The organism is Micromonospora sp. NPDC023814 (genome assembly GCF_040639595.1).
GTDB lineage: Bacteria > Actinomycetota > Actinomycetes > Mycobacteriales > Micromonosporaceae > Micromonospora.
Window position 1 is genome coordinate 108232 of the sequence record NZ_JBFAAF010000006.1, and the last position, 23368, is coordinate 131599.

A 23368-nucleotide genomic window follows, 5' to 3' on the forward strand; every position below is an offset into this window, starting at 1 on the left:
GCCCGTCGTGTCGTTCGGTCATTCGGGCAGTTCCAGGCCCGCTGCCGCGCAGTCCGCGCGGAGCTGGGCGATCTCGTCGTCGGTCGCGTCGACCAGCGGCGGACGCACCGGGCCGGCGGGCATCCCGGCGGCGGCCAGGCCGGCCTTCACCAGGATCACCCCCTGGGTGCGGAAGATGCCGGTGTACAACGGCAGCAGCCGCCGGTGCAGGTCCAGCGCACCGGCGGTGTCCCCCGCGTCGTACGCCTCGATCATCCGCTTGGTGAGCGCGCCGGTGAAGTGGGTCGAGGTGCCGACCACGCCGACGGCGCCCACGGCCAGCGCGGGCAGGGTCAGCGAGTCCTCGCCGCTGTAGAAGGCGAGGTTGGTGCGGGCGGTGACCCAGCCGGTCGCGGTCAGGTCGCCCTTGGCGTCCTTCACCGCGACGATCCGGCCGTGCTCGGCCAGCCGCACCAGCGTCTCGGTGGCGATCGGCACGCCGGAGCGGTGCGGAATGTCGTAGAGCATCACCGGCAGCCCGGTGGCGTCCGCGACGGCGGTGAAGTGGCGCAGCAGGCCGGCCTGCGGCGGCTTGTTGTAGTACGGGGTCACCACGAGCAGGCCGTGCGCGCCGGCCTTCTCCGCGCCGGCGGCCAGCTCGATGGTGTGGCGGGTGTCGTTGGTGCCGACCCCCGCCACGACCTTGGCGCGGTCGCCGACGGCCTCCACCACGGCCCGGATCAGGTGTTCCTTCTCCGCGTCGGTGGTGGTCGGCGACTCGCCGGTGGTGCCGTTGACCACCAGCGCGTCGTTGCCCTGCTCGTCCACCAGGTAGCTGGCGAGGCGCGCCGCGCCGTCGAGGTCGAGCGAGCCGTCGGCGGTGAACGGGGTCACCATGGCCGTGAGCACTCGCCCGAAGGGGCGGGACACCGTCCGGGCGGGGGTGTCAGGGTGGTCGTGCGTCATGCCACCAACCTAGCGGACGACCACCCGCACCCCGCCGGGGAAGGGCTCAGGACAGCTCGGCGTGCGGGCTGGCGGCCACCTCGGTGCCGTCGGGCAGGGCCGAGATGACGAAGTCGGCGAAGACGTTCGGGGCGACCCGCTGGAGTTGCCGCAGGCACTCCACCGCCAGCTCGCGGATCTCGACGTCGGCGTGCTCCGTGGCGCGCATGGCGATGAAGTGCCGCCAGGCCCGGTAGTTGCCGGTGACCACGATCCGCGTCTCGGTGGCGTTGGGCAGGACGGCGCGGGCCGCCTGGCGGGCCTGCTTGCGCCGCAGCGTGGCGTTCTCCACGTCCGCGAAGCGCCGCTCCAGCCCCGCCAGCAGCTCGTTGTACGCCCGCACGCTCGCCTCGGCGGCCTCCACGAACTTCTTGTGCAGCTCCGGGTCCTCGGCGATCACCGTGGGCTCGACCATGGCGGCGTCCCGCTCCGGCACGTACCGCTGGGAGAGCTGGGAGTAGGAGAAGTGGCGGTGCCGGATCAGCTCGTGGGTGAACGAGCGGGACACTCCGCTGAAGTAGAAGCTGACCGAGCCGTGCTCCAGCACCGAGAGGTGCCCGACCTCCAGGATGTGCGCGAGGTAGCCGGCGTTGGTGGCCGTGGCCGGGTTGGGCTTCTTCCAGCTCTGGTAGCAGGCCCGGCCGGCGAACTCGGCGAGCGCCTGGCCGCCCTCGGCGTCGGTCGACCACGGCACGTCGTCCGGGGCCTCGAAGTGGGTCCACGCGATGAGCTTGACCTGCGGCTGCACCATGTCCGGCATTCCTGGCACTGTAGTGGCCCCGCGGTCGCGGGAGAAAGTTGGGCTCACGGGCCGAACGGGTCGTTGAGCTGCGAAATGGTCGGACAGGTGCCGGTCCGCCTGACCGACACGTGGCCAAGATCTCGACGCGCTCGGGCTGCCGATGGATGGATGCGCGACGACGCTGTCGAGCTGCCCTCACAGATGGGGCAGCCACCCGAGCGGCCGGGAGCCACCCGAGCGGCCGGGACGCCGGCAACCACCACGGGTCGGCGGCACGGGCGACGGCAACCACCACGGGTCGGCGGCACGGGCGCCGGCAACCACCACGGGTCGGCGGCACGGAGGCGCCACCACCGGGTCGGCGGCGCGGACGACAGCGGCCACGACGGGTCGGCCGCGCGGGCGGCGGCCGCGAGCCCGGCGCGCAAGGAGGGTGCGCACCGACCCGCCGGTGGAACGCCACGGGTGTCACGAGCCCTGCGTGACACCCGTGGCGTTCCACTCTGCGAGGTCGATGCCCGGCGGTGCGGCCGGGCGAGGCGGGCAGAGCCCACCACCCGTGGTGGTCCTACAGGCGGGGCAGCTCGACAGTGTCGCGGCAGGGCACCGTGGGCTGCCGGAAGTCGATGGTGCGACGGGCCGGCGACCGCCGCGCCCGAGCCCCCGCCCGAGCCCCCGCCGAGCCCCGCCCGAGCCCCGCCGAGCCCCGCCCGACCCACTCGACCCCGCCGGCAAATCTGGAGGCGTGGGCCGCCTCGGAAAGCGTGGGCCGCGCCGGGAGGGAGGATCAGACGTAGAGCGAGGTGAACGGCGCCCAGGGAAGGTTGCGTACCACCGAGAAGGCCAGCCAGGCGGCGAGGAAGCCGCCGATCACCTTCGAGCTGAGTTGCAGCTCGGGCAGGCGCCAGCCAAACGCCTGCTTCCCCGCCCAGGCGACGAAGAGGTAGGCCAGGAAGGGCAGCGCGAAGACGAAGAGGAAGTGGTGCCGGGCGGCGGCCGGCAGATCGGCGTGCAGCACGTACCAGAGCGCGCGGGTGCCGCCGCAGCCCGGGCAGTCCAGCCCCGTGGTCAGCTTGAGCAGGCAGGTCGGCGCGGCGTCCGGCGCGGCGTGGGTCGGGTTGCTGAGCAGCGTGTAGCCGACGCCGGCGGCGACGCAGCCGAGCGCGGCCAGCGGCACGGCCCAGCGCGGCGAGCGGTCGTAGAGGCCGACGACGAAGCGGGTCAGCCGGTCCGGCTCGGGCACCGGGTAGGGCGGCACCTGGCCCGCGGGCCACGCACCCGGCTCACCGGAGGGCCAGGCGCCCGGCTCGCCCGCCGGCCCCGTGTCGGGCTGCCCCGCCTGAGACGCCTGGGGCGGGGCGTCGACCCCGCCGCTCTGCGGATGCGGCTGGGGGGCGGGCCCGTCAACGCTCGTCACGTGGCTCACCGTACACCGGCCACGCCCAGCAGTGCGGCGGCCAGTGGGGCGGCCAGATCGCCGGCGGCGGGCGGCGCCACCGCGTCCAGGCCGAGCCAGCCGGCGAGGCGGTGCAGCTCGGCGGCGAGTGCCAGCGCGGTCTCGCCCGGGTCGGCGCCCGGCTCGACCCAGGCGGCCGGCACCAGCAGCACCCCGGCCTTGCGATCGGCCTTCAGGTCGACCCGGGCGGTGAAGCGCTCCCCCTGCAGGAAGGGCAGCACGTAGTAGCCGTGGACCCGCTGCGGCGCCGGGACGTAGATCTCGATCCGGTAGCTGAAGTCGAAGAGCCGCTCGGTGCGGGCCCGCTCCCAGACCAGCGGGTCGAACGGGCTGACCAGTGTGTTGCCGCGCACCCAGCGGGGCAGCCGCGCCCCGGCGTGCAGCCAGGCGGGCTGCCGCCAGCCCTGCACGGCGACCGGCAGCAGCTCGCCCGCCTCGACCAGCTCCGCGATGGCCTGCCGGGCGCCGGCGAGGGGCAGCCGGAAGTAGTCGCGCAGCTCCGGCTCCGCGGCCACCCCGAGCGACCGCGCGGCGATGGCCACCAGCATGCGGTACGCCTCGGCGTCGGTCGGCGTGGGCGCGTCCAGCACGGTGGCCGGCAGCACCCGCTCCGGCAGGTCGTAGCGGCGGGCGAACGAGGTGGTGCGGTCGGCGGCGGTCACCTCGCCGGCCCAGAACAGGAACTCCAGCGCCCGCTTCACCGCCGACCAGTTCCACCCCCAGTTGCCGGTCTCCCGGGGCGCGTCGTGCTCGATCTCGGCGGCGGTGAGCGGCCCCCGGCCGGCCACCTCGTCGCGGACCCAGGCGACCAGACCGGGCTGCTCCTCGGCGATCCGGCGCATCCCGCCCCACGCCTCCGCGCGGGCCCGGGCCATCCGCCAGCGCAACGCCGGGTGCAACCCGACGGGGACCAGCGACGCCTCGTGGCCCCAGTATTCGAACAACTCCCGGGGGCGTCGGTAGGCGGCGGTGTCGAGCAGCGACGTCGGGTAGGGCCCGAGCCGGCTGTAGAGCGGCAGGTAGTGCGCGCGTTGCAGGACGTTGACCGAATCCATCTGGATCAGCCCGACCCGGGCCAGCACCCGGCGCAGGTGTCGGCGGGTGGGCACGCCGGTGGGCGCGGGATCGGCGAAGCCCTGGGCGGCGAGCGCCACCCGGCGCGCCTGGGCGAGCGAGAGTGATTCCGGTGCGGCCATCGTCGGGCACCCTAATCCACGCGTACGACACCGGAGCGGACGCTGGACCGATCGCCCGCCGAGGCATAGAACGGACGCATGCTCACGATCCGGCGCGAGGAGCCCGAGGACGCCGAGGCGGTCGCCCGGGTGCACATCCACGGGTGGCAGGCCGGCTACGCGGGGATCATGCCCGACGAGGTGTTGCGGCGGCTCAACGTCGCGGCGTGGGCGCAGCGCCGCCGGGACCTCGGCACCGCCGATCCGGAGCACCCGTTCACCACCATGCTCGCCGAGGCCGACGGGACGCTGGCCGGGTTCACCACGTTCGGCCCGTACCGGATCAACCAGGACCGGGGCGACCTCGACCTCGCGCACGGGGAGGTGGTGGCGATGTACGTCGAGCCGGCGCACTGGGGCGACGGCACGGCGGGGGCGCTGCTGGCCTCGGCCCGCGCCGGCCTGGCCGGGCGGGGCTGGTCCGACTACCGGCTCTGGGTGCTGGCCGACAACCACCGGGCCCGCCGGTTCTACGCGCGGGCGGGGCTGTCACCGGACGGTGAGCGGTCGACCTACCCGGTGCCGTTGGCCGGTGGGCGCCCGCCGGTCGGGCTCGTCGAGCTGCGGTACGCCGGGCGCCTCGACGGCTGACCTGGCCGGGGTCGCCCAGCGGCGGCTGATCCGGCCGGCGTCGCCCAGGCGACGGACCGGCAGGAACGCCAGCAGCGCCAGGCTGATCCAGACGTAGGTGTTGCTGCCGAGGAAGCCGTCGAGCCCGGTGAAGTCCTTCTCCCAGGCCCAGACGATCCGGCTGATCAGGAAGCCGTACCCGACGATCGCGGCGCCCAGCAGGACGCGGCGCCGGCGGCCGCCGCCCGGTGCGGCCATGCCGTTGTCCACCAGCAGGATCAGCGCGGGCAGCAACCAGACCAGGTGGTGCACCCAGGTGACCGGGCTGACCAGACACATCACCGCGCCGGTCAGCGCCAGGCCGGTCGCCTCGTCGCCGGCGGCCACGGCGGCCCGGGAGCGCCACGCCCACAGCGCCAGCGTGGCGAGCACCAGCGCCAGCCAGGCCAGGGTGCTCGGGTGCTCCGGGTTCAGCCGGGCGACCACCCCGCGCAGCGACTGGTTGGAGACGAACGCCAGCTCGCCCACCCGGCCGGTGTTCCACAGCGCCTCGGTCCAGAACTCCCGCGACGCGTCGGGGAAAAGCGCGGCGGCGAGCAGGGTCGCGCCCGCCGCGGCGGCCATCGAGGTGACCGCGGCCCGCCAGCGCCGGGTGACCAGCAGGTAGACGATGAAGATGCCCGGGGTCAGCTTGATCGCCGTGGCCAGGCCGATGCCCACCCCGGCCCAGCGGTTGCCGGCCGGCAGCAGCCGGAGCAGGTCGACCGCGACCAGGAAGAGCAGCAGCATGTTGACCTGGCCGAAGTTGACCGTCTCGCGCATCGGCTCGTACGCGGCGGCCAGGCAGAGCGCCACGGCGAGGGCGAACCAGCGGGTCCAGCCGGCCCGGCGGGAGATCGGGTCGACCAGCCACCAGAACAGCACGGCGGTGACCACCACGCTGGCGGCCACGCTCACCACGATCGCCGCCGACCACGGCAGGTACGCCATCGGCAGCATGACCAGGGCGGCGAAGGGCGGATAGGTGAAGCCGTACTGCGTGCCGGGCTTGAGGAAGTCGTAGATCTCCCCGCCGTCGTGCACCCACCAGGTCAGCGCGCCGTAGTAGACCTTCAGGTCGAAGAAGCCGTGTCGGACGGCCGCCACGGACAGGAACGCGGCCACTGCGACGGCGAGCCCCACCACGCTCACGACCTGCTGAACCGTCCGTCGGGGACCCTGCGCCACCGTCGCCTCCCTCGCCCTGCGTAGGCTTCCGTCCCATGGCTCTCGGGTACGTCCGCCCGGCGCGTCCGGAAGACGCCGGCGAGATCGCACGCATCCAGCTCGCGACCTGGCGGGTCGCCTATCGCCGGATCCTGCCCCGGCACGTGCTCGACAACCTGGACGAGGCGTGGCTCGCCCGGCGGTGGAGCGCGGCGGTGCAGGAGCCGCCCTCCGGCACGCATCGGGTGCTCGTCGCCGTCGAACAGGCCGAGCAATCGTATCTGGTGGGGTTCGCCGCCTCCGGTCCGGCCGATGCCGAGGCACTCGCCCCGGGCGAGCCGGCCGAGGCGCTCGGGCCGGGCGTGGCGGCGGTGACCGACCTGCTGGTGGAGCCGCGCTGGGGACGGCGCGGGCACGGCAGCCGGCTGCTCGCCGCGACCGTCGACCTGTGGCGCGCCGACGGGTTCGCCCGGGCGGTGGCCTGGGCGTTCGACGGCGACGAGGCGACCCGGAAGTTCCTCACCAGCACCGGCTGGGAGCCCGACGGCGCGGCGCGTGCCCTGGACGTGGACGACATGCTCGTCCCGCAGGTGCGCCTGCACGTGGCGGTGCCGACGGAGGCGGACCCCGCGGACGCCACGCCCACGGAGGCGACGCTGCCGGACGCCCCGCCGGCCGGGCCGGTGCCGTCGCCGGCGCCCCCCGTGGACTGACGACACGCCTCCGCGCGGGCCCGGATCGGCGGACACTGTCGGGGGCGTCGCCTACCGTGGCCCCATGACCGCAGCGACGGCGACCAGCGGGGCGGGCGTGCTCGGTTCGATCTTCGACGCCGAGGACGCGGGGCAGGAGACGCTGCTGCGCGCCTGGCGCGGGCGCGACGGCTTCCAGGTCCTCCACCCGGACGTGGCTCTACCGGATCGCCACCAACGGCTGCCCCGACCAGTTGCGGGGGCGGGCCCGGCGGATCGACCCCTGAGCCGGGCCGCCGCGCCCGCCCCGCCCCAGGGCGATGAGTTCCGAAGGTCCGGGCCGTCCACCCCTCGTACGCCACGACAAGGAGGAGCGACATGTTCACGGACACGAAGGCGATGAGCAGCTTCGCGGTTGACGACGTCGACCGGGCGCAGCGGTTCTACGCCGACACGCTCGGCCTGCGGGTGTCGCGGGACGACGCCATGGGCGGCCTGCTGACGCTGCACGTCGCCGGCGACCGGGACATCCTGGTCTACCCGAAGGAGGACCACACCCCGGCGACCTACACGGTGCTCAACTTCCCGGTCGACGACATCGACCGGGCCGTCGACGAGCTGACCGGGCGCGGCGTCCGGTTCGAGCGCTACCCCGGCATGCCGCAGGACGACAAGGGCGTCATGCGCGGCCAGGGGCCGTCGATCGCCTGGTTCACCGACCCGGCCGGCAACATCCTCTCCGTGCTCCAGGAGGGCTGACGCCCCGCCCGTGAACCGGCGGGCGGTCAGGCGGAGGCGGCGGGGCGCAACTCGGCGACCAGTTCGTCGTCCTCCATCGCGCCGGTGGGCGTGAAGCCCAGGCTCGTGTAGAGCCGGGCGGCCGAGGCGTTGTCGGGGTGGTAGGAGAGCCGGACGGGGTGCCCACCGTCCTGGGCGGCGAGCCACGCGGCGAGGGTGCGCACGGCCGCCCGGCCGACGCCCCGGCCCTGCTCGGCCGCGTCGATGACCATGCCGCCGATCCAGCGCGAGCCGTCGTCGTCCACGCCCCACATGACGTGCCCGGCCACCGTCTCGTCCGCGTACACGGCGAGCGAGTTCCAGACGTCGGAGCGCATGGTCAGCAGCAGGTAGCGGGCGGCCAGGGCCGGCACCCAGGCGCGCTGGTCGTCGCGGGGGGCGACGTCGGCCACCGCCCGCCAGTTGTCGTCGTCCACGGGGCGCAGGGTGACCCGGCGGCCCGCCCGGTCGAGGATGTCAGAATCGATCACCCGGGCAGCCTAGGGGCCGTCCGGCGGCCAGGCGACGGGATTCCCCGTCAGTCCAGCAGGGCGTCCAGGCCGACGGTCAGCCCCGGCCGGTTGCGGACCGCGCGGACGGCCAGCAGCACGCCGGGCATGAACGACGCCCGGTCGTACGAGTCGTGCCGGATGGTCAGCGTCTCGCCGGTGGTGCCGAAGAGCACCTCCTGGTGGGCGACGAGGCCAGTGGCGCGCACGGCGTGCACGCGTACCCCCTCGATGTCGGCGCCCCGGGCGCCCGCCACCTCGTCCTTGGTCGCGTCGGGCGCCGGACCCAGCCCGGCCTCGGCGCGGGCCGCGGCGATCAGCCGCGCGGTGTGCGTGGCGGTGCCGCTGGGCGCGTCCAGCTTGCGGGGGTGGTGCTGCTCGACGATCTCGACCGACTCGAAGTGCCGGGCCGCGCGGGCGGCGAACTGCATCATCAGCACCGCGCCGATGCCGAAGTTGGGGGCGATCACCACGCCCACGCCGGGCTTGCGGGCCAGCCAGCCGCGCACCCGCTCCAGCCGCTGCTCGGTGAAGCCGGTGGTGCCGACGACCGCGTTGATGCCCTGGTCGATGCACCAGTGCAGGTTGTCCATGACGACGTCGGGAGTGGTGAAGTCGACGACCACCTCGGCCCCGGCGTCGGAGGCGTTGAACAGCCAGTCGCCCTGGTCGACCATGGCCACCAGTTCCATGTCGCCGGCGGCGTCCACGGCCTTGCACACCTCGACGCCCATCCGGCCCCGGGCGCCCAGCACGCCGACCCGGATCGGCTCGTCCGCGCTCTTCTCCTGCTCGTCAGTCACGGGGCACAACCTATCCCAATCGGGACGTCCGCATCCCGCCGGACCCGAGGCAGGGCCCGGCCACGGGCGCGGGCGGGTGGCGCGGCCGGTCAGCGGGCGGAGAAGTCGCCCTCGCCGAACGGGCCGACCACGGCCAGCGACATCGGCCGGCTCAGCAGCTCGGCGGCGAGGGTGTTCACGTCGGCCACGGTGACCGCGTCGACCCGGCGGAGCAGCTCGTCGACCGGCATCAGGTCGCCGTAGAGCAGCTCGCCCTTGGCCAGCCGGCTCATCCGCGAGCCCGTGTCCTCCAGGCCCAGCACGAACGAGCCCTTGCTCATCCCCTTGCCGCGAGCCACCTCGGCCTCGGTCAGCCCGTCGGCGGCCACCCGGCCGAGTTCGGCCCGGGTCAGCTCCAGCACCTCGTCCACCTTGCCGGGTGCGCAGCCGGCGTAGACGGCGAAGAGGCCGCTGTCGGCGTACTGGCTGGCGTAGGAGTAGACCGAGTAGGCCAGGCCGCGCTGCTCGCGGATCTCCTGGAACAGCCGGCTCGACATGCCGCCGCCGAGGACGTTGTTGAGCACGCCGAGGGCGAAGCGGCGCTCGTCCAGCCGGTCGATGCCGGGGCAACCGAGGATGACGTGCGCCTGCTCGGTCTCCTTCGGCTCCACCAGGGTGGTGGCGGGCCTGGTGCGTACCGCCGGGGTGGCCGACCGGTGCGGCGCCGGCACCGCCGGGTCGGTGTCCAGCGGGGTGCCGCGCAGCGCCTGGCGGACGAGCTTCACCACCGCGGTGTGGTCCAGGTTGCCGGCGGCGGCGATGACGATCTGCGGGGCGGTGTAGCGGCGGCGGTAGAAGCCCTGGATCTGCCGCCGGGTCATCGGGGTGACCGTCTCCTCGGTGCCGGAGATCAGCCGGCCCAGCGGGTGGTCGCCGTAGACCGCCCGGGCGAAGAGGTCGTGCACCTCGTCGCCGGGCTCGTCGTCGTGCATGGCGATCTCTTCGAGGATCACGCCCCGCTCGGTCTCCACGTCGGCCGGCTTCAGCACCGAGTCGGCGACCAGGTCGCACATGACGTCGATGGCCAGCGGCAGGTCCTCGTCGAGCACCCGGGCGTAGTAGCAGGTGTATTCCTTCGTGGTGAAGGCGTTGGTCTCGCCGCCCACCGCCTCGATCTCGGAGGAGATGTCCAGGGCGCTGCGCTTGTTGGTGCCCTTGAACAGCAGGTGCTCCAGGAAGTGCGCCGCGCCGGCCTGCGGGCCGGTCTCGTCGCGGGAGCCGACCGCGACCCAGATGCCGAACGACACGCTGCGCATCGCCGGGATCGCCTCGGTGAGCACGCGCAGCCCGCTGGGCAGCACGGTACGGCGTACCGTGCCGCCCAGGGGGTCGTCACTGATCGTGCGGGTCACCGCCCGGGAGGCACCGCCGGAGCGGGCCCCCCCGGTGCCGCGGAACGCGGCGTCCGAGGGGCCCGGGGGGCCCGGGAATGACGCCACCCCCCGTCGATCCGGCGGAAACGGCGCACGAACGGCCCGACTCACGTGTTGTTGCTCCCAGATCGACGAGGGGTGGGTGGTGCGGTGTGCTGGTGCGTCAGCTGTGCCGGGTCCGGCGGCGCGGACGCTCGCCGCCCTCGCCGCCCTCGCCACCCTCGCCGCCGCCCTGGCCGCGCTCGCCGCCGCCCGGGCCACGACCGCCCCGGTCGCCGCCGCGCTCGCGGTCGCCGCGGTCGCGCGGGCCCCGGTCACCCCGGTCCCGGCCGGCCGGACGCTCGCCACCGGCGGCCTCGCCGGCGGCCGGCGCCTCGGCGCCCTCCGGGCGGACCTTGTCCAGGTAGATCTTGCCGCGGGCGTCGATGTCCGCGATCTCGACCTCGACCCTGTCGCCGACGTTGAGGAAGTCCTCGACCTTCTCGACCCGCTTGCCGTCGCCCACCTTGGAGATGTGCAGCAGGCCGTCGCGGCCCGGCAGCAGCGAGACGAACGCGCCGAACGCGGCCGTCTTCACCACGGTGCCGAGGAACTTGTCGCCGACCTTCGGCAGCGTCGGGTTGGCGATCGCGTTGATCCGCTCGACCGCGGCCTGGGCCGACGGGCCGTTGGTCGCGCCGACGTAGATCGTGCCGTCGTCCTCGATGGAGATCTCGGCGCCGGTCTCGTCCTGGATGGCGTTGATGGTCTGACCCTTCGGGCCGATCACCATGCCGATCTTGTCCACCGGGATCTTGACGGTGGTGACCCGCGGCGCGTAGTCCGACATCTCGGCCGGGGCCTCGATGGCCCGCTGCATCACGTCGAGAATGGTCTGCCGGGCCTCGTGCGCCTGCTGGAGCGCGGCGGCCAGCACGTCCGACGGGATGCCGTCGAGCTTGGTGTCGAGCTGGAGCGCGGTGACGAAGTCCCGGGTGCCGGCGACCTTGAAGTCCATGTCGCCGAACGCGTCCTCGGCGCCGAGGATGTCGGTCAGCGTCACGTACTGGGTCTTGCCGTCGACCTCGTCGGAGATGAGGCCCATGGCGATGCCGGCGACCGGCGCCTTCAGCGGCACACCGGCGGACAGCAGGCCCAGCGTCGAGGCGCAGACCGAGCCCATCGAGGTGGAGCCGTTGGAGCCGAGCGCCTCGGAGACCTGCCGGATGGCGTAGGGGAACTCCTCGCGCGACGGCAGCACCGGGATCAGCGCCCGCTCGGCGAGCGCGCCGTGGCCGATCTCGCGCCGCTTCGGCGAGCCGACCCGGCCGGTCTCACCGGTCGAGTACGGCGGGAAGTTGTAGTTGTGCATGTAGCGCTTGGACTTCTCCGGGGAGAGGGTGTCCAGCGACTGCTCCATGCGCAGCATGTTCAGCGTGGTGACGCCCAGGATCTGCGTCTCGCCGCGCTCGAACAGCGCCGAGCCGTGCACCCGCGGCAGCACGCCGACCTCGGCGGTCAGCGGGCGGATGTCGCGCGGGCTGCGGCCGTCGATGCGGACCTGCTCGCGCAGCACCCGGTTGCGGACCTCGGACTTGGTCAGCGACCGGAGGGCCGCGCTGAGCTCCTTCTCCCGGCCCTCGAAGCGCGGACCGAGCTCGGCCAGCACGCGGCCCTTGATCGCGTCCAGGGCCTCCTCACGGACCGCCTTGCCGGCGATCTGCAGGGCCTCGGCGACGTCGGCGCGGGCCACGTCGGCCACCGCGTCGTACGCGTCGTCCTGGTAGTCCAGGAAGACCGGGAACTCGGCGACCGGCTTGGCGGCCACGTCGGCCAGCTCGCTCTGCGCGCGGCACAGCTCGCGGATGGCCGGCTTGGCGGCCTCCAGGCCGCTCGCCACGACCTCCTCGGTCGGGGCGGGGGCGCCGCCGGCGACCAGCGCCACGGTGTGCTCGGTGGCCTCGGCCTCGACCATCATGATCGCGACGTCGCCGTCGGCCAGGGCGCGGCCGGCCACCACCATGTCGAAGGTGGCCCGGGCCAGCTCCTCGTGGGTCGGGAAGGCGACCCACTGGCCGTCGACGTGCGCCATCCGGGTCGCCCCGATCGGGCCGGAGAACGGCAGGCCGGAGAGCTTGGTCGACATCGACGCGGCGTTGATCGCCACGACGTCGTAGGGGTGCTGCGGGTCGAGCGCGAGGACGGTCTCGACGACCTGGACCTCGTTGCGCAGGCCCTTGACGAACGACGGGCGCAGCGGCCGGTCGATCAGCCGGCAGGTGAGGATCGCGTCCTCGCTGGGGCGGCCCTCACGGCGGAAGAACGAGCCGGGGATGCGGCCCGCGGCGTACATCCGCTCCTCGACGTCGACGGTCAGCGGGAAGAAGTCGAACTGCTCCTTCGGCTGCTTGCCGGCGGTGGTGGCGGAGAGGACGACCGTCTCGCCGAGCTGGGCGATGACGGAGCCGGCGGCCTGGCGGGCCAGCCGGCCGGTGGAGAAGGTGATCTCACGGGTGCCGAAGGACCCGTTGTCGATCACGGCGGTGCGGGATTCGGTGCCGAGGTTGGTCTCGGTCATGGTGCTGTCGTGCTCCTTCGCATCGGGGGCCCACGACGCGGGAGCTGCTCAGACGGCCGGTCTTCGATCGAAGCGCCCGGGTGGCCGGCGAGATGCCGGGGTGCCCGGGGGCCACTACCGGAGACCGGTACGCTGACCTGCTCCCTTTCTCGGGTGGTCGCGCGGCCCTGTTTCTCGGGTGGTAGCGGAGCGGGGGAGCGGCCCGGTCAGGCCACTCCCCCGTCACGTCACCGGCGCAGACCGAGCCGCTCGATGAGCGACCGGTAGCGGTTGATGTCCTTCTTCTGGACGTAGTTGAGCAGCCGACGGCGACGGCCGACCAGCAGCAGCAGCCCGCGGCGGCTGTGGTGGTCGTGCTTGTGCACCTTCAGGTGCTCGGTGAGCTCGGCGATCCGCTTGGTGAGGACCGCGACCTGCACCTCCGGCGAACCGGTGTCGCCCTCGGCGGTCGCGTACTCCGCGCGGATCTTGGCCTTGGCTTCCTGGTCGAGCGCCATGTTCTCCCTGTTTCGTGGGTTGTTCGATGATGTCCGTCGGATCGGTCGGTGGACCGGAAACGGACCGGTACCTCGCACCCGCGGCGTCGTGCAGGCACGCGAGGCCCCACGTCGGTCAGCCGACGTCCCCGCCAGACTACCAGTACGGCCGGGCGCCGGCCGGTCAAGGGCCGCGAGGCGGTCAGTCGAGGGCCCGGCGGGTGCGCTCGACGTCCTGCCCCATCTGGGCGATCAACGGCTCGATCGCGTCGTATCGGATCTGCCCGCGCAGGTGTGCGACGAAGTCCAGCGCCAGCCGCTCGCCGTAGAGGTCGCCGGCGAAGTCCAGCACGTACGCCTCCACCCGGCGTTCCCGCCCGGAGAAGGTCGGATTGGTGCCGACCGACACCGCCGCCCCCAGCGGTTCGGCGTGGCCCCGGCGCACCAGCCGGGCGGCGTAGACGCCGTCGGCGGGCACCGCCGCGTACCGGTGACAGAGCAGGTTGGCGGTGGGGAAGCCCAGCTCGCGGCCGCGCTGGTCGCCGCGGACCACCACGCCCTCCAGCCGGTGCGGGCGGCCGAGCGCGGCGGCGGCCGCCCCGACGTCCCCCGCGTCGACGCAGGAACGGATGTACGTGGAGGAGAAGACGGTGCCCGCCTCGGCGACCAGCGGGGCCCCCTCGACGCCGAAGCCGAAGGTGCGGCCGAGCCGCTCCAGCAGCGCCACGTCGCCGGCGGCGCGGTGCCCGAAGCGGAAGTTCTCTCCCACCACCACCAGGGCGGCGTGCAGGTGCTCGACCAGGACGTCGTGCACGAACGCCTCGGCGGGCAGCCGGGAGAACTCCGGGGTGAACGGCACCACGCAGAGCACGTCCACGCCGAGCGCCTCGATCAGCTCGGCCTTGCGGGCGGGCTCGGTGAGCACCGCCGGGTGCGAGCCGGGGCGGACCACCTCGGCCGGGTGCGGGTCGAAGGTGACCACCACCGACTGCACGCCCAGCTCGCGGGCCCGGGCCACGGCGTGCCCGATGGTCGCCTGGTGCCCCTTGTGCACGCCGTCGAAGACGCCGATGGTGACGACCGACCGCCCCCAGCCACCGGGCGCCGCGTCGTACCCCCGCCACCGCTGCATTGCGCTCCTCCCTGCCTCCGCGGCGGCCCGCAAGGGCCGCCGGTCCCCCGCCCCGCCGTCAGGCGGGGGCGAGCACGATCTCCGCGCGGGCCCGGCCGTCCCGCTCGCTGACGATAGCGATCAGCCCACCGTCGGGGCCGAAGACCGCGTAGGGGCCGGGAATGCCGGCCGGGTCGAGCGGCCCGCCGTGGGAGAGCACCTTCGCCTCGTCGGCGCCGGCGTCGCGCCGCGGGAAGAACCGGTCGGCCGCCGCGGCCAGCGGCAGGTGGACCACCTCGGGCGCGCGCCGCTCCAGCTCGTCGAGGGTGGCGGCCTCCGCGAGGGTGAAGCCGCCGACGGCGGTACGCCGCAGCGCGGTCAGGTGCCCGCCCACCCCGAGCGCCAGGCCCGCGTCCCGGGCGATGGCCCGGATGTACGTCCCCGAGGAGCAGGTCACGTCGATGTCGACGTCCACCACGTCGGGGGTGTCCCGGCGTACGGCCAGCAGGTCCAGCCGGGAGACGGTGACCCGGCGGGCGGGCAGCTCGACGCTCTCCCCCTCGCGCACCCGCTTGTACGCCCGCTGCCCGTCGACCTTGATCGCGCTGACCGCGCTCGGCACCTGGTCGATCTCGCCGGTCAGCGCGGCGAGGGCGGCGCGGACCGCCTCGTCGGTGACCCGCCCGGCCGCAGTGGTGGCGATCACGTCGCCCTCGGCGTCGTCGGTGACGGTGGCCTGGCCGAGCCGGACGGTGGCCGTGTAGCTCTTGTGCGCGCCGATCACGTAGGTGAGCAGGCGGGTGGCCCGGCCGATCCCGATCACCAGCACGCCGGTGGCCATCGGGTCGAGGGTGCCGCCGTGCCCCACCCGGCGGGTCCGCGCCAACCGGCGGATCCGCGCCACCACGTCGTGCGACGTCATGCCGCCGGGCTTGTCGACCACGATCAGACCGTCTGCGCTCACGACACCCAAGCCTGCCAGACCGGCCCGGACGCCCCGTCGCCGCCGTACGGTCGGGTGGATGGCCAGCGCGGCGTCCACCGGTCGGGCAGCGTTGCCCGCCCCGGGTCGCGCGGGACCACGCCGGGGCGCGTCGGGTGCGAAGATCATGCGCCCCCTCCACCCACCCCACCTGGACAGCCGAATGAGCACCGACCAGCGGCCGAGCGATCCGCCCCCGCCTTTCGACCCGTACGCCGCCCAGTCCGAGGAGCCGATCCGCGTCCCGTCCTGGATGCGCGAATCGGAGGCGGACCGCGTGTTGACCCGTTCGGAACGGTTCCGGCTGGGCTGGGCGCGGCACAGCGCGAAGCTGCTGGGCGGCTTCGCCGCCCTGGTGACGCTCTCGTTCCTCGCGGTGGTGGGCACCATCGGCCTCGGCGTCTACGAGCGGGTCCGCGACAACGAGCCCATCCTGCCCGAGCGCCGGGCCGCCCCCGGCCCGGTCCGTCCCACCGACGCCGACGGCAACTCGGTGAGCCCGTGGGCGGCCACCCCGGCGGAGTCGTTCGCCGCCGGGAAGGACGCCATCGTCCTGCCGCCGGCGAAGGCGGCCACGCCGTTCACCGCGAAGCAGGTCGCCGACGGCCTGGCGAAGGTCCGGCAGGCGCTCGTCGAGGGCCGCGTCGACAGGTCGATGCTGCTGGCCAACGACCCGGCGCCCTTCCTCGGGCTGATCGCGCCCGACAACCGGGACGAAGTCCGGCGCGATCTGGCCGACGGCGTGGCGCTGAACTACGTGACCCGGGTTGACGACGAGGCCGACCCGCGGCTGGACAACGCCGACACGGTCCGCGCGCGGGGCACCGTCACCTACCGGGCGACCACCGACCCCGACGGCATCCGGGTGCTGGAGATCACCACCAGCTTCATCTGGGTCTACCACTTCGACCTCTGGCGGGCGCAGGAGTACCCGCCGGGAGCCGAGCTGGTCACCGTGCGCGACGAGGTGGTCTGGCACGTCCCGCACCCCGACGACGTCCGGTCCTCGTCCCGTGGGCTGTGGGTGCACGAGGCGGCGAGCACCCTCTACAACGCCGACTGCGCCGGGATCAAGCGGGGGTTCCTGGCCCTCGCCCCCGAGGAGCCGCTGCGCAGCCGGCCCTCCGCGCGGCCGACCGGCGACGTCTACGACCCGAGCTGGCGGCCCGGCGACGGCGAGAGCTGCTGAACCGCGGGAGCACCCGGACGGGTGTGGTCAGCGCACCGCGCCGACCACGGCCCAGCCGCCCGAGCGCAGCCGCAGCAGCAGGGCGACCAGCCGGATCACCACGAACAGCGTGAGCCCGGCCCAGATGCCGCCGAGCCCGAGGTCGAGCCCGTACGCCAGCCAGATGGCGGGCAGGAAGCCGCCGAGGGCGGCCACGATGGTCAGGTTGCGCAGGTAGCGGACGTCCCCGGCGCCGATCAGCACGCCGTCGAGGGCGAACACGACGCCGGCCAGCGGCTGCATCGCCACGAACCACGGCCAGGCCAGCATCGCCTGGTCGCGTACCTGCGGATCGGAGCTGAACCAGCCGGGGACGACGCCGGCGCCGGCGGCGATGAGCCCCGCGAACGCCACGCCGCAGGCGCCGCCGAGCAGCCCGATCCGGCGGGCGAGGGCCCGGGCCCCGGCGTCGTCGCCGCCGCCGAGCGCGGCGCCGACCAGCGACTGGGCGGCGATGGCGAGCGCGTCGAGCACCAGCGCGGTGAAGAACCAGAGTTGCAGGGCGATCTGGTGGGCGCCCACGGCGGCGGCCCCGAAGCGGGCGGCGACGGCGGTGGCGGAGAGGAAGCTGGCCTGGAACGCGACGCCCCGGATCAGCAGGTCCCGGCTGAGCACCAGTTGCTGCCCGATCAGCCGCGGCCGGGGCCGCAGCGAGACCCGCTCGGCGACCAGCGCCCCGGCGAAGAGCGCCCCGCCGATGGTCTGGGCGACCACGTTGGCCACCGCGGAGCCGACCAGGCCGAGGCCGAGCGGGTAGACCAGCAGGGGGCAGAGCACGGCGGAGAGCAGGTTCGGCCCGAGCACGAACGCCAGCGGCCGGCGGGTGTCCTGCACGCCGCGCAGCCAGCCGTTGCCGGCGGCGGCGAGCAGCAGGCCCGGGGCGCCGAGCGCCGCGACCCGCAGCCACTGCGCGGCGGCGTCGGCCACCTCGCCAGGGCCTCCGGCGAGCGTACGCGCCAACGCCCCGCCGCCGACCTGCATGCCGACCGCGACCAGCACGCCCACCCCGAGCGCCAGCCAGGAGGACTGCACGCCCTCGGCGACGGCGGCGGCCCGGTCGCCGGCCCCGAAGCGCCGGGCCGACCGCCCGGTGGTGCCGTACGCGACCACGGTGCCGAGCCACGCGATGAGGGTCAGCACCGTGCCGCCGACGGCGAGCGCGGCGAGCGGCACCCGGCCGAGATGCCCCACCACCGCCGTGTCGACGAGCACGTAGAGCGGTTCGGCGGCCAGCACCACCAGCGCCGGCAGGGCGAGCGCGGCGATCCGGCGGGGTGACGCGGCGGCAGGGGCGGCGACGGCTGGCTGACTCATCGCCGCCGATCCTGGCACGGGCACGGTAAGGATCGCAAGCGATGCGATCACTTACCTGGTAACAGATGGACGACGGTCACGGCACCGAGCAGGAGCACTCCCCCGACGGCCACCGGCACGGGCAGCGTCTCGCCGACGAGCCACCCGGCGAGCAGCACGGCGGTGAGCGGCTCCGCCAGGGTCGACAGCGCGGCGGCGCTGCCCGTGGTGGTGCGCAGCCCGGCGTAGAACAGGGCGTACGCCACGGCCGTGGTGACCACCCCGAGATGGACTAGCAGGCCGACGGGCGCGAGCCGGGCCGGAACGGCGACCCCCTCGGCCAGCGCGACCGGCGCCAGAGCCACCGCGCCCACCACGATGGAGACGGTGGTGAGCGTCATCGGCGGGACACGACGCGCGGCGTGCCGGCTCAGCACGATGCTGGCGGCATAGCCGACCCCCGAGCCGAAGGCCGCGAGCAGGCCGAACAGCGGGCGCGGCGCGGCGGCGCCCGGCTGCCCGGCCGACACCGTGACGAGCACGAGGCCGGCGACGCCGGCCACCAGGGCGCCCAGCAGGGTCCGCCCGGGCAGCCGCCGCGCGCGCAGGCTCTCCCACGCGAAGATGAGGACCGGGGCGAGCCCCAGGCTGACCAGCGTGGCCACCCCGACGCCGCCCGCCGCGACGGCGACGAAGTAGAGGGCCTGATAGGCCCCGAGACCGACCCCGATCAGGACGAGGACCACCGGTTCCGACCGCAGCGCCGCCAGCACCGGTCCCAGCCGGTGCGCCACGAGGGCGAGCAGCGCCACCGCGCCGATGGCGAGGCGGTAGAAACCGATGCCCGTCGGGGTCAGTGCGGTGGACTCGCGGACGAGTTGCACGGCGACACCGGTGGTGCCCCACAGCACGGCGGCGACGGTGACGTACAGCAGGCCGATGCGAAGGCCGGCAGTGGACGCCCGGCGGGGTTCTGGGGTGGACGGAGATGCGGACGAGCAGGAAAGGGACGATCGGGACACAGGTGCGCTCCAGGGAGAATCGAGCCGCTGACAGAGGTGATGTCTGTCGGAGCGCACACAGGACGGGCAGGCCGCGGGCGGCGGTGGCTCGGCCGGGATCGGCGGAAGGCCCGTCGTCCGGGCAGGTCGCACCGCGAAGGCCGGTGGTCACCCGGGCTCGGGGGACCACCGGTGGCGTGACGCTCCGGTCAGGAGCGCGGTGGGGGCAGGACGCCGCGGAACGACCTCATGCCCGGACCCTAACGCAGCGCCGTCCCCGCCGGCCCGGGTTTCTGCTCACGCCGGCGGCAACTCGGCGAGCCAGCGGTGCACCTCGGCGCGGCTGCGCAGCCGGACCACCGGCAACGCCGGCGCGTGCGTGGCGACCGCGGCGAGCAGCCGGGGCCGGGACCGGCGCGGGTAGCGCCACACGTACCGGAGGAACTCGGCGTCGATCTTCTCCGGGCAGCCGGGCGGGAGGTCGGGGCGGCCGGTGGCGCGGTACGCCCACCGGCGGCGCAGCACCCGGCCGAGGCAGAGCAGTCGACCCGGGTCGCAGAGGACCAGCAGGTCGGCGCGGGGCAGGCGGAGGTCGAGGGTGCCGCCGTAGTTGCCGTCCATCACCCAGGACGGCCGGGCGGCGAGTTCGGCGACCGCGGCACGCCAGCGGGCGTCGTCGGGGGCCACCCAGCCGGGCTGCCAGAAGTGCCGGTCGAGGTGGATGAGCGGCAGGTCGAGCCGGCGCGCGACCTCGCGGGAGAGGGTGCTCTTACCGGCGCCCGAGCTGCCGACGACGAGGATCCGGCGCATGCGGGGACCGTACCGACGCACCGGCACGGTCGCCAGCGCTGCCGGCTCCGGGCCGGCCACCAGCAGCGCCACGGCCCGCGGTGGGCGGAGCGGTGTCCGGCTCGCTCGGAGCGTCGGCCTTCCGACGTCCGGGTCGACCCGCACAACGGCAGCCGGCGGGCCGGGCGTCGGCCGTGGAAAGCGGCGGACGCCCGCGACCGGCGGTCGACGCCGGCTGGGCGATGCCGCCGTCGGCGGCGGACGCCGGCCGTGTCACCGCCGGTCGGCCGGGGTCACTGACGGGTGTCCATCGAGGTCTGCAGCGCGCGGCGCATCTGCTCGCGGGCCTCGTCGGTGGTCTCGGGCTTGGGCTTGCTCGGCATGGTGGTGGTCCCCTTCCAGGGCGCGGGCAGCCGCCGACGCGACGGCGGCCCTCACGGGCGGCGTGCTGAACGCCCGGCAGCGGTCCGGGGTCACCGGAGCGGCTGGTGGGCAGCGTGTGAGCCCGGGTCGGTCCGACCCTGGAGGGAGGCGTTGCCGGGTGTGGCCCCACCGCCCACGACCGGCACCGCCACAAGGCGCCGGTCGATTCCCAAGTTATCGTTCAGGTCCACATGCTGCCCACGGTTCCCGCGATCTGGACTCACATTGGTCCGTCGGGTCGTCCCGGGTCGCGGACCGGCGGAGGGAGGCCGGCGGTCAGCGGGCCAGGAAGTGCCAGCCGAGCCACCACCAGAAGCCGAAGAGCCCGATCCGGCCGACGGGCACCGACCCCACCTCGTAGCGCATCACGTACGCGCAGACCTCGCCGAGCGTCGGGATCCGGGAGCCCTCGCGGCGGGCCGCCCACTCGACGGCGGCGAAGATCACCAGCGCCGCCAGGAAGCCGCCGATCGCCATCGCCCGCATCATCGCCGCACCAACCCCCAGAACGCGGACAGCCAGGCCAGCCAGGCGGCCGACCGGACCAGCCGGTCCTCCAGCATCGGATCCGCCAACCGGGAGAAGGTGGGGAAGTCGTCCCCGACGGCCAGCACGAACGTGGCCCCCTCGAAGACCCCGAAGACCACCACCGGGAGGGCCCACCAGGCCGCCGGGGCGCCGAGCCGGCGCGGGGCGGGCCGCCGGGGCACCCGATTGCTCAGGCCCAGCCAGATCAACACGCCGCCGGTGCCGAGGGTCCAGAGGTTGGCCTCCGTCGAGAACGACGGGAACCGGCCGCCGACCAACGAGAGGCAGACGAGCACCGGCACGGTGACGGCGGGACGGTCCCAGGCGCGGGGCGCCTCGACGGTGAGGTCGTGGGGCTGCTCCATCCCGCGATTCTCCCCGGACTCGCCGAGCCCCGGAAGACGTACACTCCCCGGAGCTGACCCTGATCTTCCCGTGCGGGCCCGCCGGCTCAGCGCCGGTCGGGCCCGGTCAGCGCGCCGTCGAGCTCCGCGCGGATCCGGTCGACGACCTCGTCGACCGTCCCCCGGCCGGTGAATCCGGCGGCGAAACGGTGCCCGCCGCCGCCCAGCGCGACCGCCACCCGGCTGACGTCCACCGCACCCTTGCTGCGCATCGACACGGCCCAGTCGCCGGTCGCGGTCTGCTTGACCACGCAGCTCACGTCGGCCTCGGCGGTGCACCGGACCGAGTCGATCAGCGCCTCCAGCACGTACGCCGGCTGGTCGTGCCGGGCCAGGTCGTCCTGCGTGGCGTACGTCCAGACCAGGCCGTGCCCGACGGCCGCGGCCGGCTCCAGGCGTGCCCGGCCGAGCACCTCGCCGAAGAGGCGGACGGCGCCGAACGGCCGGGTGTCGAAGATCCGGCGGGAGATGTCACCGGGGCGGATGCCGGTGGCGATCAGGCGCGCCGCGAGCTGGTGCACCGCCGGCGTGGTCGCCTCGAACCGGAACGAGCCGGTGTCGGTGCTCAGGGCGACGTAGAGGCACTCCGCGATCTCCGCGTCCAGCGCGACGCCGAGCCGGGCGAGCAGCTTCTCGACGACCACCGAGGTGGCCGCCGCGTGCGGGTCCACCAGGTTGACCCGGCCGAAGCGGGTGTTCGACGCGTGGTGGTCGAGCACCAGCGCGCCGCCGGCCGCGCCCAGCCGGTCGACCAGTTCGCCGAGCCGGGACTCGCTGGCCGCGTCGAAGCAGACGACCAGATCCGGGTCCGGGTACGCCTCGGTCGCCGGCACGAGCAGGTCGAGCCCGGGCAGGCCGCGGAACGGCTCGGGCACCTCCGGCGGGCCGGGGAAGGTCGCCTGCATTCGCCGTACGCCCAGCCGACGCAGCCCGAGCCCGAAGCCGAGCATGCTGCCCAGCGCGTCGCCGTCCGGGTTGACGTGGCAGATCAGCAGCACCCGCCCGTCCGGCGGCAGCCCCCGCACCGCCGCGACGGCCGCCGCCCAGTCCGCCTCGGCAGGGCCGGAGTCGGCCGGTGGCGTCGCCTCGGCGAGGGCGCCACCGGCCGGACCGCCGGACGGTTCGGTCACCGCTGGTCCCCGCCCCGGGGCGGAGTCTCGTCCTCGTCCTCGTGGGACTCGTCGTCCTCGTCCAGCCGGTACGGCTGGGCCTCGCCCGCGTACTCGGCCCTGGCGGCGAGCCGCTGCACCTCGGCGTCGGCGGTGCGGGCCTGGGCGAGCAGGTCGTCGATGTGCTTGACCTGGTCCTGCACGTCGTCGAGGACGAAGGTCAGGGTCGGCGAGTGCCGCAGGCCGAGCGCCTTGCCGACGGTGCTGCGCAGCATGCCCTTGGCACTCTCCAGCGCCGCGGCGGTGCCGGACTGGGCCGCCGCGTCGCCGAGCACCGTGTAGAAGACGGTCGCGTCGCGCAGGTCGGCGGTGATCCGGGCGTCGGTAATGGTGATCATGCCGAGCCGGGGGTCCTTGATCTGGCTACGCACCACCGACGCGACCAGTTCACGCACCCGCTCCGCGTGCCGGCGTACCTTGGCCGGATCCGACATTTCGCCACCTCCACGGCGTCCCGTTCCCGGCCGTCACCGGCGACGCGGAGCGCCCCGGAGCCGACCGGCCAACATCTCGAACACTACCCGCGCGGCGACCGCCGCCGCGCGTCGCGCCGGCGGTGCGCCGGCCCGGCACGACGCCCGGCACACCCGCACCGCCGGGGTCGTCACCGCCCGCCGCGCGCACCCGCGCCGCCGGGCATCGGCACCGCCCGCCGGACGCGCGCACCCGCGCCGGCGTCAGTCCTCCTCGCCGTAGAGCCGCCGGCGTACCGAGAGCAACTCGGCCTCCGGTCGGCCGGCCACCAGGCGCTCGCAGGAGTCCAGCACCTCGCGGACGTGCGACGCCTCGGCGGCCACCACGGCCACGGCTATCTGGGCCCGACCGTGCAGGTCGAGCGCCCCGACCTCGGCGGCCGAGACCTCGAAGCGGCGCAGGGCCGCCACGATCGGGCGTACGTATGATCTCTTGGCCTTGAGCGACCGGGAGTCGCCCGGCAGCAGCAGGTCGAAGACCGCGGTTCCGGTGAACATCGCCCCGGACGATACCCGGACGTACCCCCACATGATCAAGGGGTTTACGC

General features: G+C 74.5%; 23 protein-coding genes and 2 pseudogenes. 5 read left to right on the forward strand and 20 right to left on the reverse strand.

Going from position 1 to position 23368, the window contains the following annotated elements:
• Positions 1-18: 18 nt before the first annotated feature.
• The 4 genes from dapA to AB0G14_RS05005 form a co-directional block, all read right to left on the reverse strand.
• Positions 19-945, reverse strand: coding sequence for a 4-hydroxy-tetrahydrodipicolinate synthase (gene dapA, locus AB0G14_RS04990; protein ID WP_357693825.1), 927 nt, complete (start codon positions 943-945; stop codon positions 19-21).
• Positions 946-991: 46 nt separating this feature from the next.
• Positions 992-1735, reverse strand: coding sequence for an FAD-dependent thymidylate synthase (gene thyX / locus AB0G14_RS04995; protein WP_357693936.1), 744 nt, complete (start codon positions 1733-1735; stop codon positions 992-994).
• A gap of 778 nt (positions 1736-2513) precedes the next feature.
• Positions 2514-3152 (reverse strand): DUF2752 domain-containing protein, encoded by a 639-nt coding sequence (locus tag AB0G14_RS05000; protein WP_357693827.1) that lies wholly within the window; start codon positions 3150-3152, stop codon positions 2514-2516.
• Positions 3149-4378 (reverse strand): crosslink repair DNA glycosylase YcaQ family protein, encoded by a 1230-nt coding sequence (locus tag AB0G14_RS05005; protein WP_357693829.1) that lies wholly within the window; start codon positions 4376-4378, stop codon positions 3149-3151. The genes AB0G14_RS05000 and AB0G14_RS05005 overlap by 4 nt, the downstream gene beginning before the upstream one ends.
• A 78-nt stretch (positions 4379-4456) precedes the next feature.
• On the opposite strand from AB0G14_RS05005, the gene AB0G14_RS05010 reads away from it, so the two are divergent.
• Positions 4457-5008, forward strand: coding sequence for a GNAT family N-acetyltransferase (locus AB0G14_RS05010; protein WP_357693831.1), 552 nt, complete (start codon positions 4457-4459; stop codon positions 5006-5008).
• Here AB0G14_RS05010 and AB0G14_RS05015 read toward each other — a convergent pair.
• Positions 4907-6214: a glycosyltransferase 87 family protein gene (locus AB0G14_RS05015; protein ID WP_357693833.1), complete on the reverse strand. Its 1308-nt coding sequence runs from the start codon at positions 6212-6214 to the stop codon at positions 4907-4909. The two genes, AB0G14_RS05010 and AB0G14_RS05015, sit on opposite strands and share 102 nt — an antisense overlap.
• Positions 6215-6249: 35 nt before the next feature.
• Here AB0G14_RS05015 and AB0G14_RS05020 point away from each other — a divergent pair.
• The 3 genes and pseudogenes from AB0G14_RS05020 to AB0G14_RS05030 all read left to right on the forward strand — a co-directional run.
• Positions 6250-6813 (forward strand): annotated as a pseudogene (locus AB0G14_RS05020) (GNAT family N-acetyltransferase); the annotation flags it as partial.
• Positions 6814-6970: 157 nt separating this feature from the next.
• Positions 6971-7160, forward strand: a pseudogene (locus AB0G14_RS05025) (sigma factor); the annotation flags it as partial.
• A 103-nt stretch (positions 7161-7263) separates the two neighbouring features.
• Positions 7264-7644 carry a VOC family protein gene (locus AB0G14_RS05030; RefSeq protein WP_357693835.1) on the forward strand — a complete coding sequence of 127 codons (381 nt, stop codon included), beginning with the start codon at positions 7264-7266 and terminating at the stop codon, positions 7642-7644.
• Between the two features lie 26 nt (positions 7645-7670).
• Here the strand turns inward: AB0G14_RS05030 and AB0G14_RS05035 are convergent, their stop codons facing one another.
• The 7 genes from AB0G14_RS05035 to truB form a co-directional block, all read right to left on the reverse strand.
• On the reverse strand, positions 7671-8153 hold the full coding sequence (locus tag AB0G14_RS05035) for a GNAT family N-acetyltransferase (protein ID WP_357693837.1): 483 nt from the start codon (positions 8151-8153) through the stop codon (positions 7671-7673).
• Positions 8154-8200: 47 nt separating this feature from the next.
• The gene (dapB, locus tag AB0G14_RS05040; RefSeq protein ID WP_357693839.1) at positions 8201-8974 is read right to left on the reverse strand and encodes a 4-hydroxy-tetrahydrodipicolinate reductase; all 774 of its coding nucleotides are present in this window, start codon (positions 8972-8974) and stop codon (positions 8201-8203) included.
• 89 nt (positions 8975-9063) lie between these two features.
• Entirely contained in the window at positions 9064-10497 is a 1434-nt protein-coding gene (locus AB0G14_RS05045) for a pitrilysin family protein (RefSeq protein WP_357693841.1), read from the reverse strand.
• A 52-nt stretch (positions 10498-10549) separates the two neighbouring features.
• Positions 10550-12943, reverse strand: coding sequence for a polyribonucleotide nucleotidyltransferase (locus AB0G14_RS05050; protein WP_357693843.1), 2394 nt, complete (start codon positions 12941-12943; stop codon positions 10550-10552).
• A gap of 227 nt (positions 12944-13170) precedes the next feature.
• Positions 13171-13440 (reverse strand): 30S ribosomal protein S15, encoded by a 270-nt coding sequence (rpsO, locus tag AB0G14_RS05055; protein ID WP_043962418.1) that lies wholly within the window; start codon positions 13438-13440, stop codon positions 13171-13173.
• A gap of 181 nt (positions 13441-13621) precedes the next feature.
• Positions 13622-14551: a bifunctional riboflavin kinase/FAD synthetase gene (locus tag AB0G14_RS05060; protein WP_357693845.1), complete on the reverse strand. Its 930-nt coding sequence runs from the start codon at positions 14549-14551 to the stop codon at positions 13622-13624.
• A gap of 58 nt (positions 14552-14609) precedes the next feature.
• Positions 14610-15494, reverse strand: a complete 885-nt coding sequence (gene truB, locus AB0G14_RS05065) for a tRNA pseudouridine(55) synthase TruB (protein ID WP_357693847.1) — start codon at positions 15492-15494, stop codon at positions 14610-14612.
• 181 nt (positions 15495-15675) lie between these two features.
• On the opposite strand from truB, the gene AB0G14_RS05070 reads away from it, so the two are divergent.
• Positions 15676-16701 carry a hypothetical protein gene (locus AB0G14_RS05070; protein WP_357693849.1) on the forward strand — a complete coding sequence of 342 codons (1026 nt, stop codon included), beginning with the start codon at positions 15676-15678 and terminating at the stop codon, positions 16699-16701.
• Positions 16702-16728: 27 nt separating this feature from the next.
• Here the strand turns inward: AB0G14_RS05070 and AB0G14_RS05075 are convergent, their stop codons facing one another.
• The 8 genes from AB0G14_RS05075 to AB0G14_RS05110 all read right to left on the reverse strand — a co-directional run bounded on the left by AB0G14_RS05075 (position 16729) and on the right by AB0G14_RS05110 (position 23318).
• A complete protein-coding gene (locus AB0G14_RS05075; protein ID WP_357693851.1) occupies positions 16729-18054 on the reverse strand; it encodes an MATE family efflux transporter in 1326 nt (441 codons plus the stop codon).
• A gap of 47 nt (positions 18055-18101) precedes the next feature.
• Positions 18102-18974: a DMT family transporter gene (locus tag AB0G14_RS05080; RefSeq protein ID WP_357693938.1), complete on the reverse strand. Its 873-nt coding sequence runs from the start codon at positions 18972-18974 to the stop codon at positions 18102-18104.
• A 357-nt stretch (positions 18975-19331) separates the two neighbouring features.
• Positions 19332-19844, reverse strand: a complete 513-nt coding sequence (locus tag AB0G14_RS05085) for an adenylate kinase (protein ID WP_357693853.1) — start codon at positions 19842-19844, stop codon at positions 19332-19334.
• Positions 19845-20522: 678 nt separating this feature from the next.
• Complete coding sequence (locus tag AB0G14_RS05090; RefSeq protein ID WP_357693940.1) at positions 20523-20732, reverse strand: DUF6186 family protein; 210 nt, start codon at positions 20730-20732, stop codon at positions 20523-20525.
• Positions 20732-21139, reverse strand: a complete 408-nt coding sequence (locus AB0G14_RS05095; protein WP_350680576.1) for a hypothetical protein — start codon at positions 21137-21139, stop codon at positions 20732-20734. Before AB0G14_RS05095 ends, AB0G14_RS05090 begins: the two co-directional genes overlap by 1 nt.
• An 86-nt stretch (positions 21140-21225) precedes the next feature.
• Positions 21226-22203: a bifunctional oligoribonuclease/PAP phosphatase NrnA gene (locus AB0G14_RS05100; protein ID WP_357693943.1), complete on the reverse strand. Its 978-nt coding sequence runs from the start codon at positions 22201-22203 to the stop codon at positions 21226-21228.
• A gap of 101 nt (positions 22204-22304) precedes the next feature.
• On the reverse strand, positions 22305-22781 hold the full coding sequence (gene rbfA / locus AB0G14_RS05105) for a 30S ribosome-binding factor RbfA (RefSeq protein ID WP_357693855.1): 477 nt from the start codon (positions 22779-22781) through the stop codon (positions 22305-22307).
• A 243-nt stretch (positions 22782-23024) separates the two neighbouring features.
• Entirely contained in the window at positions 23025-23318 is a 294-nt protein-coding gene (locus AB0G14_RS05110) for a DUF503 domain-containing protein (protein WP_357693857.1), read from the reverse strand.
• Positions 23319-23368 lie beyond the last annotated feature (50 nt).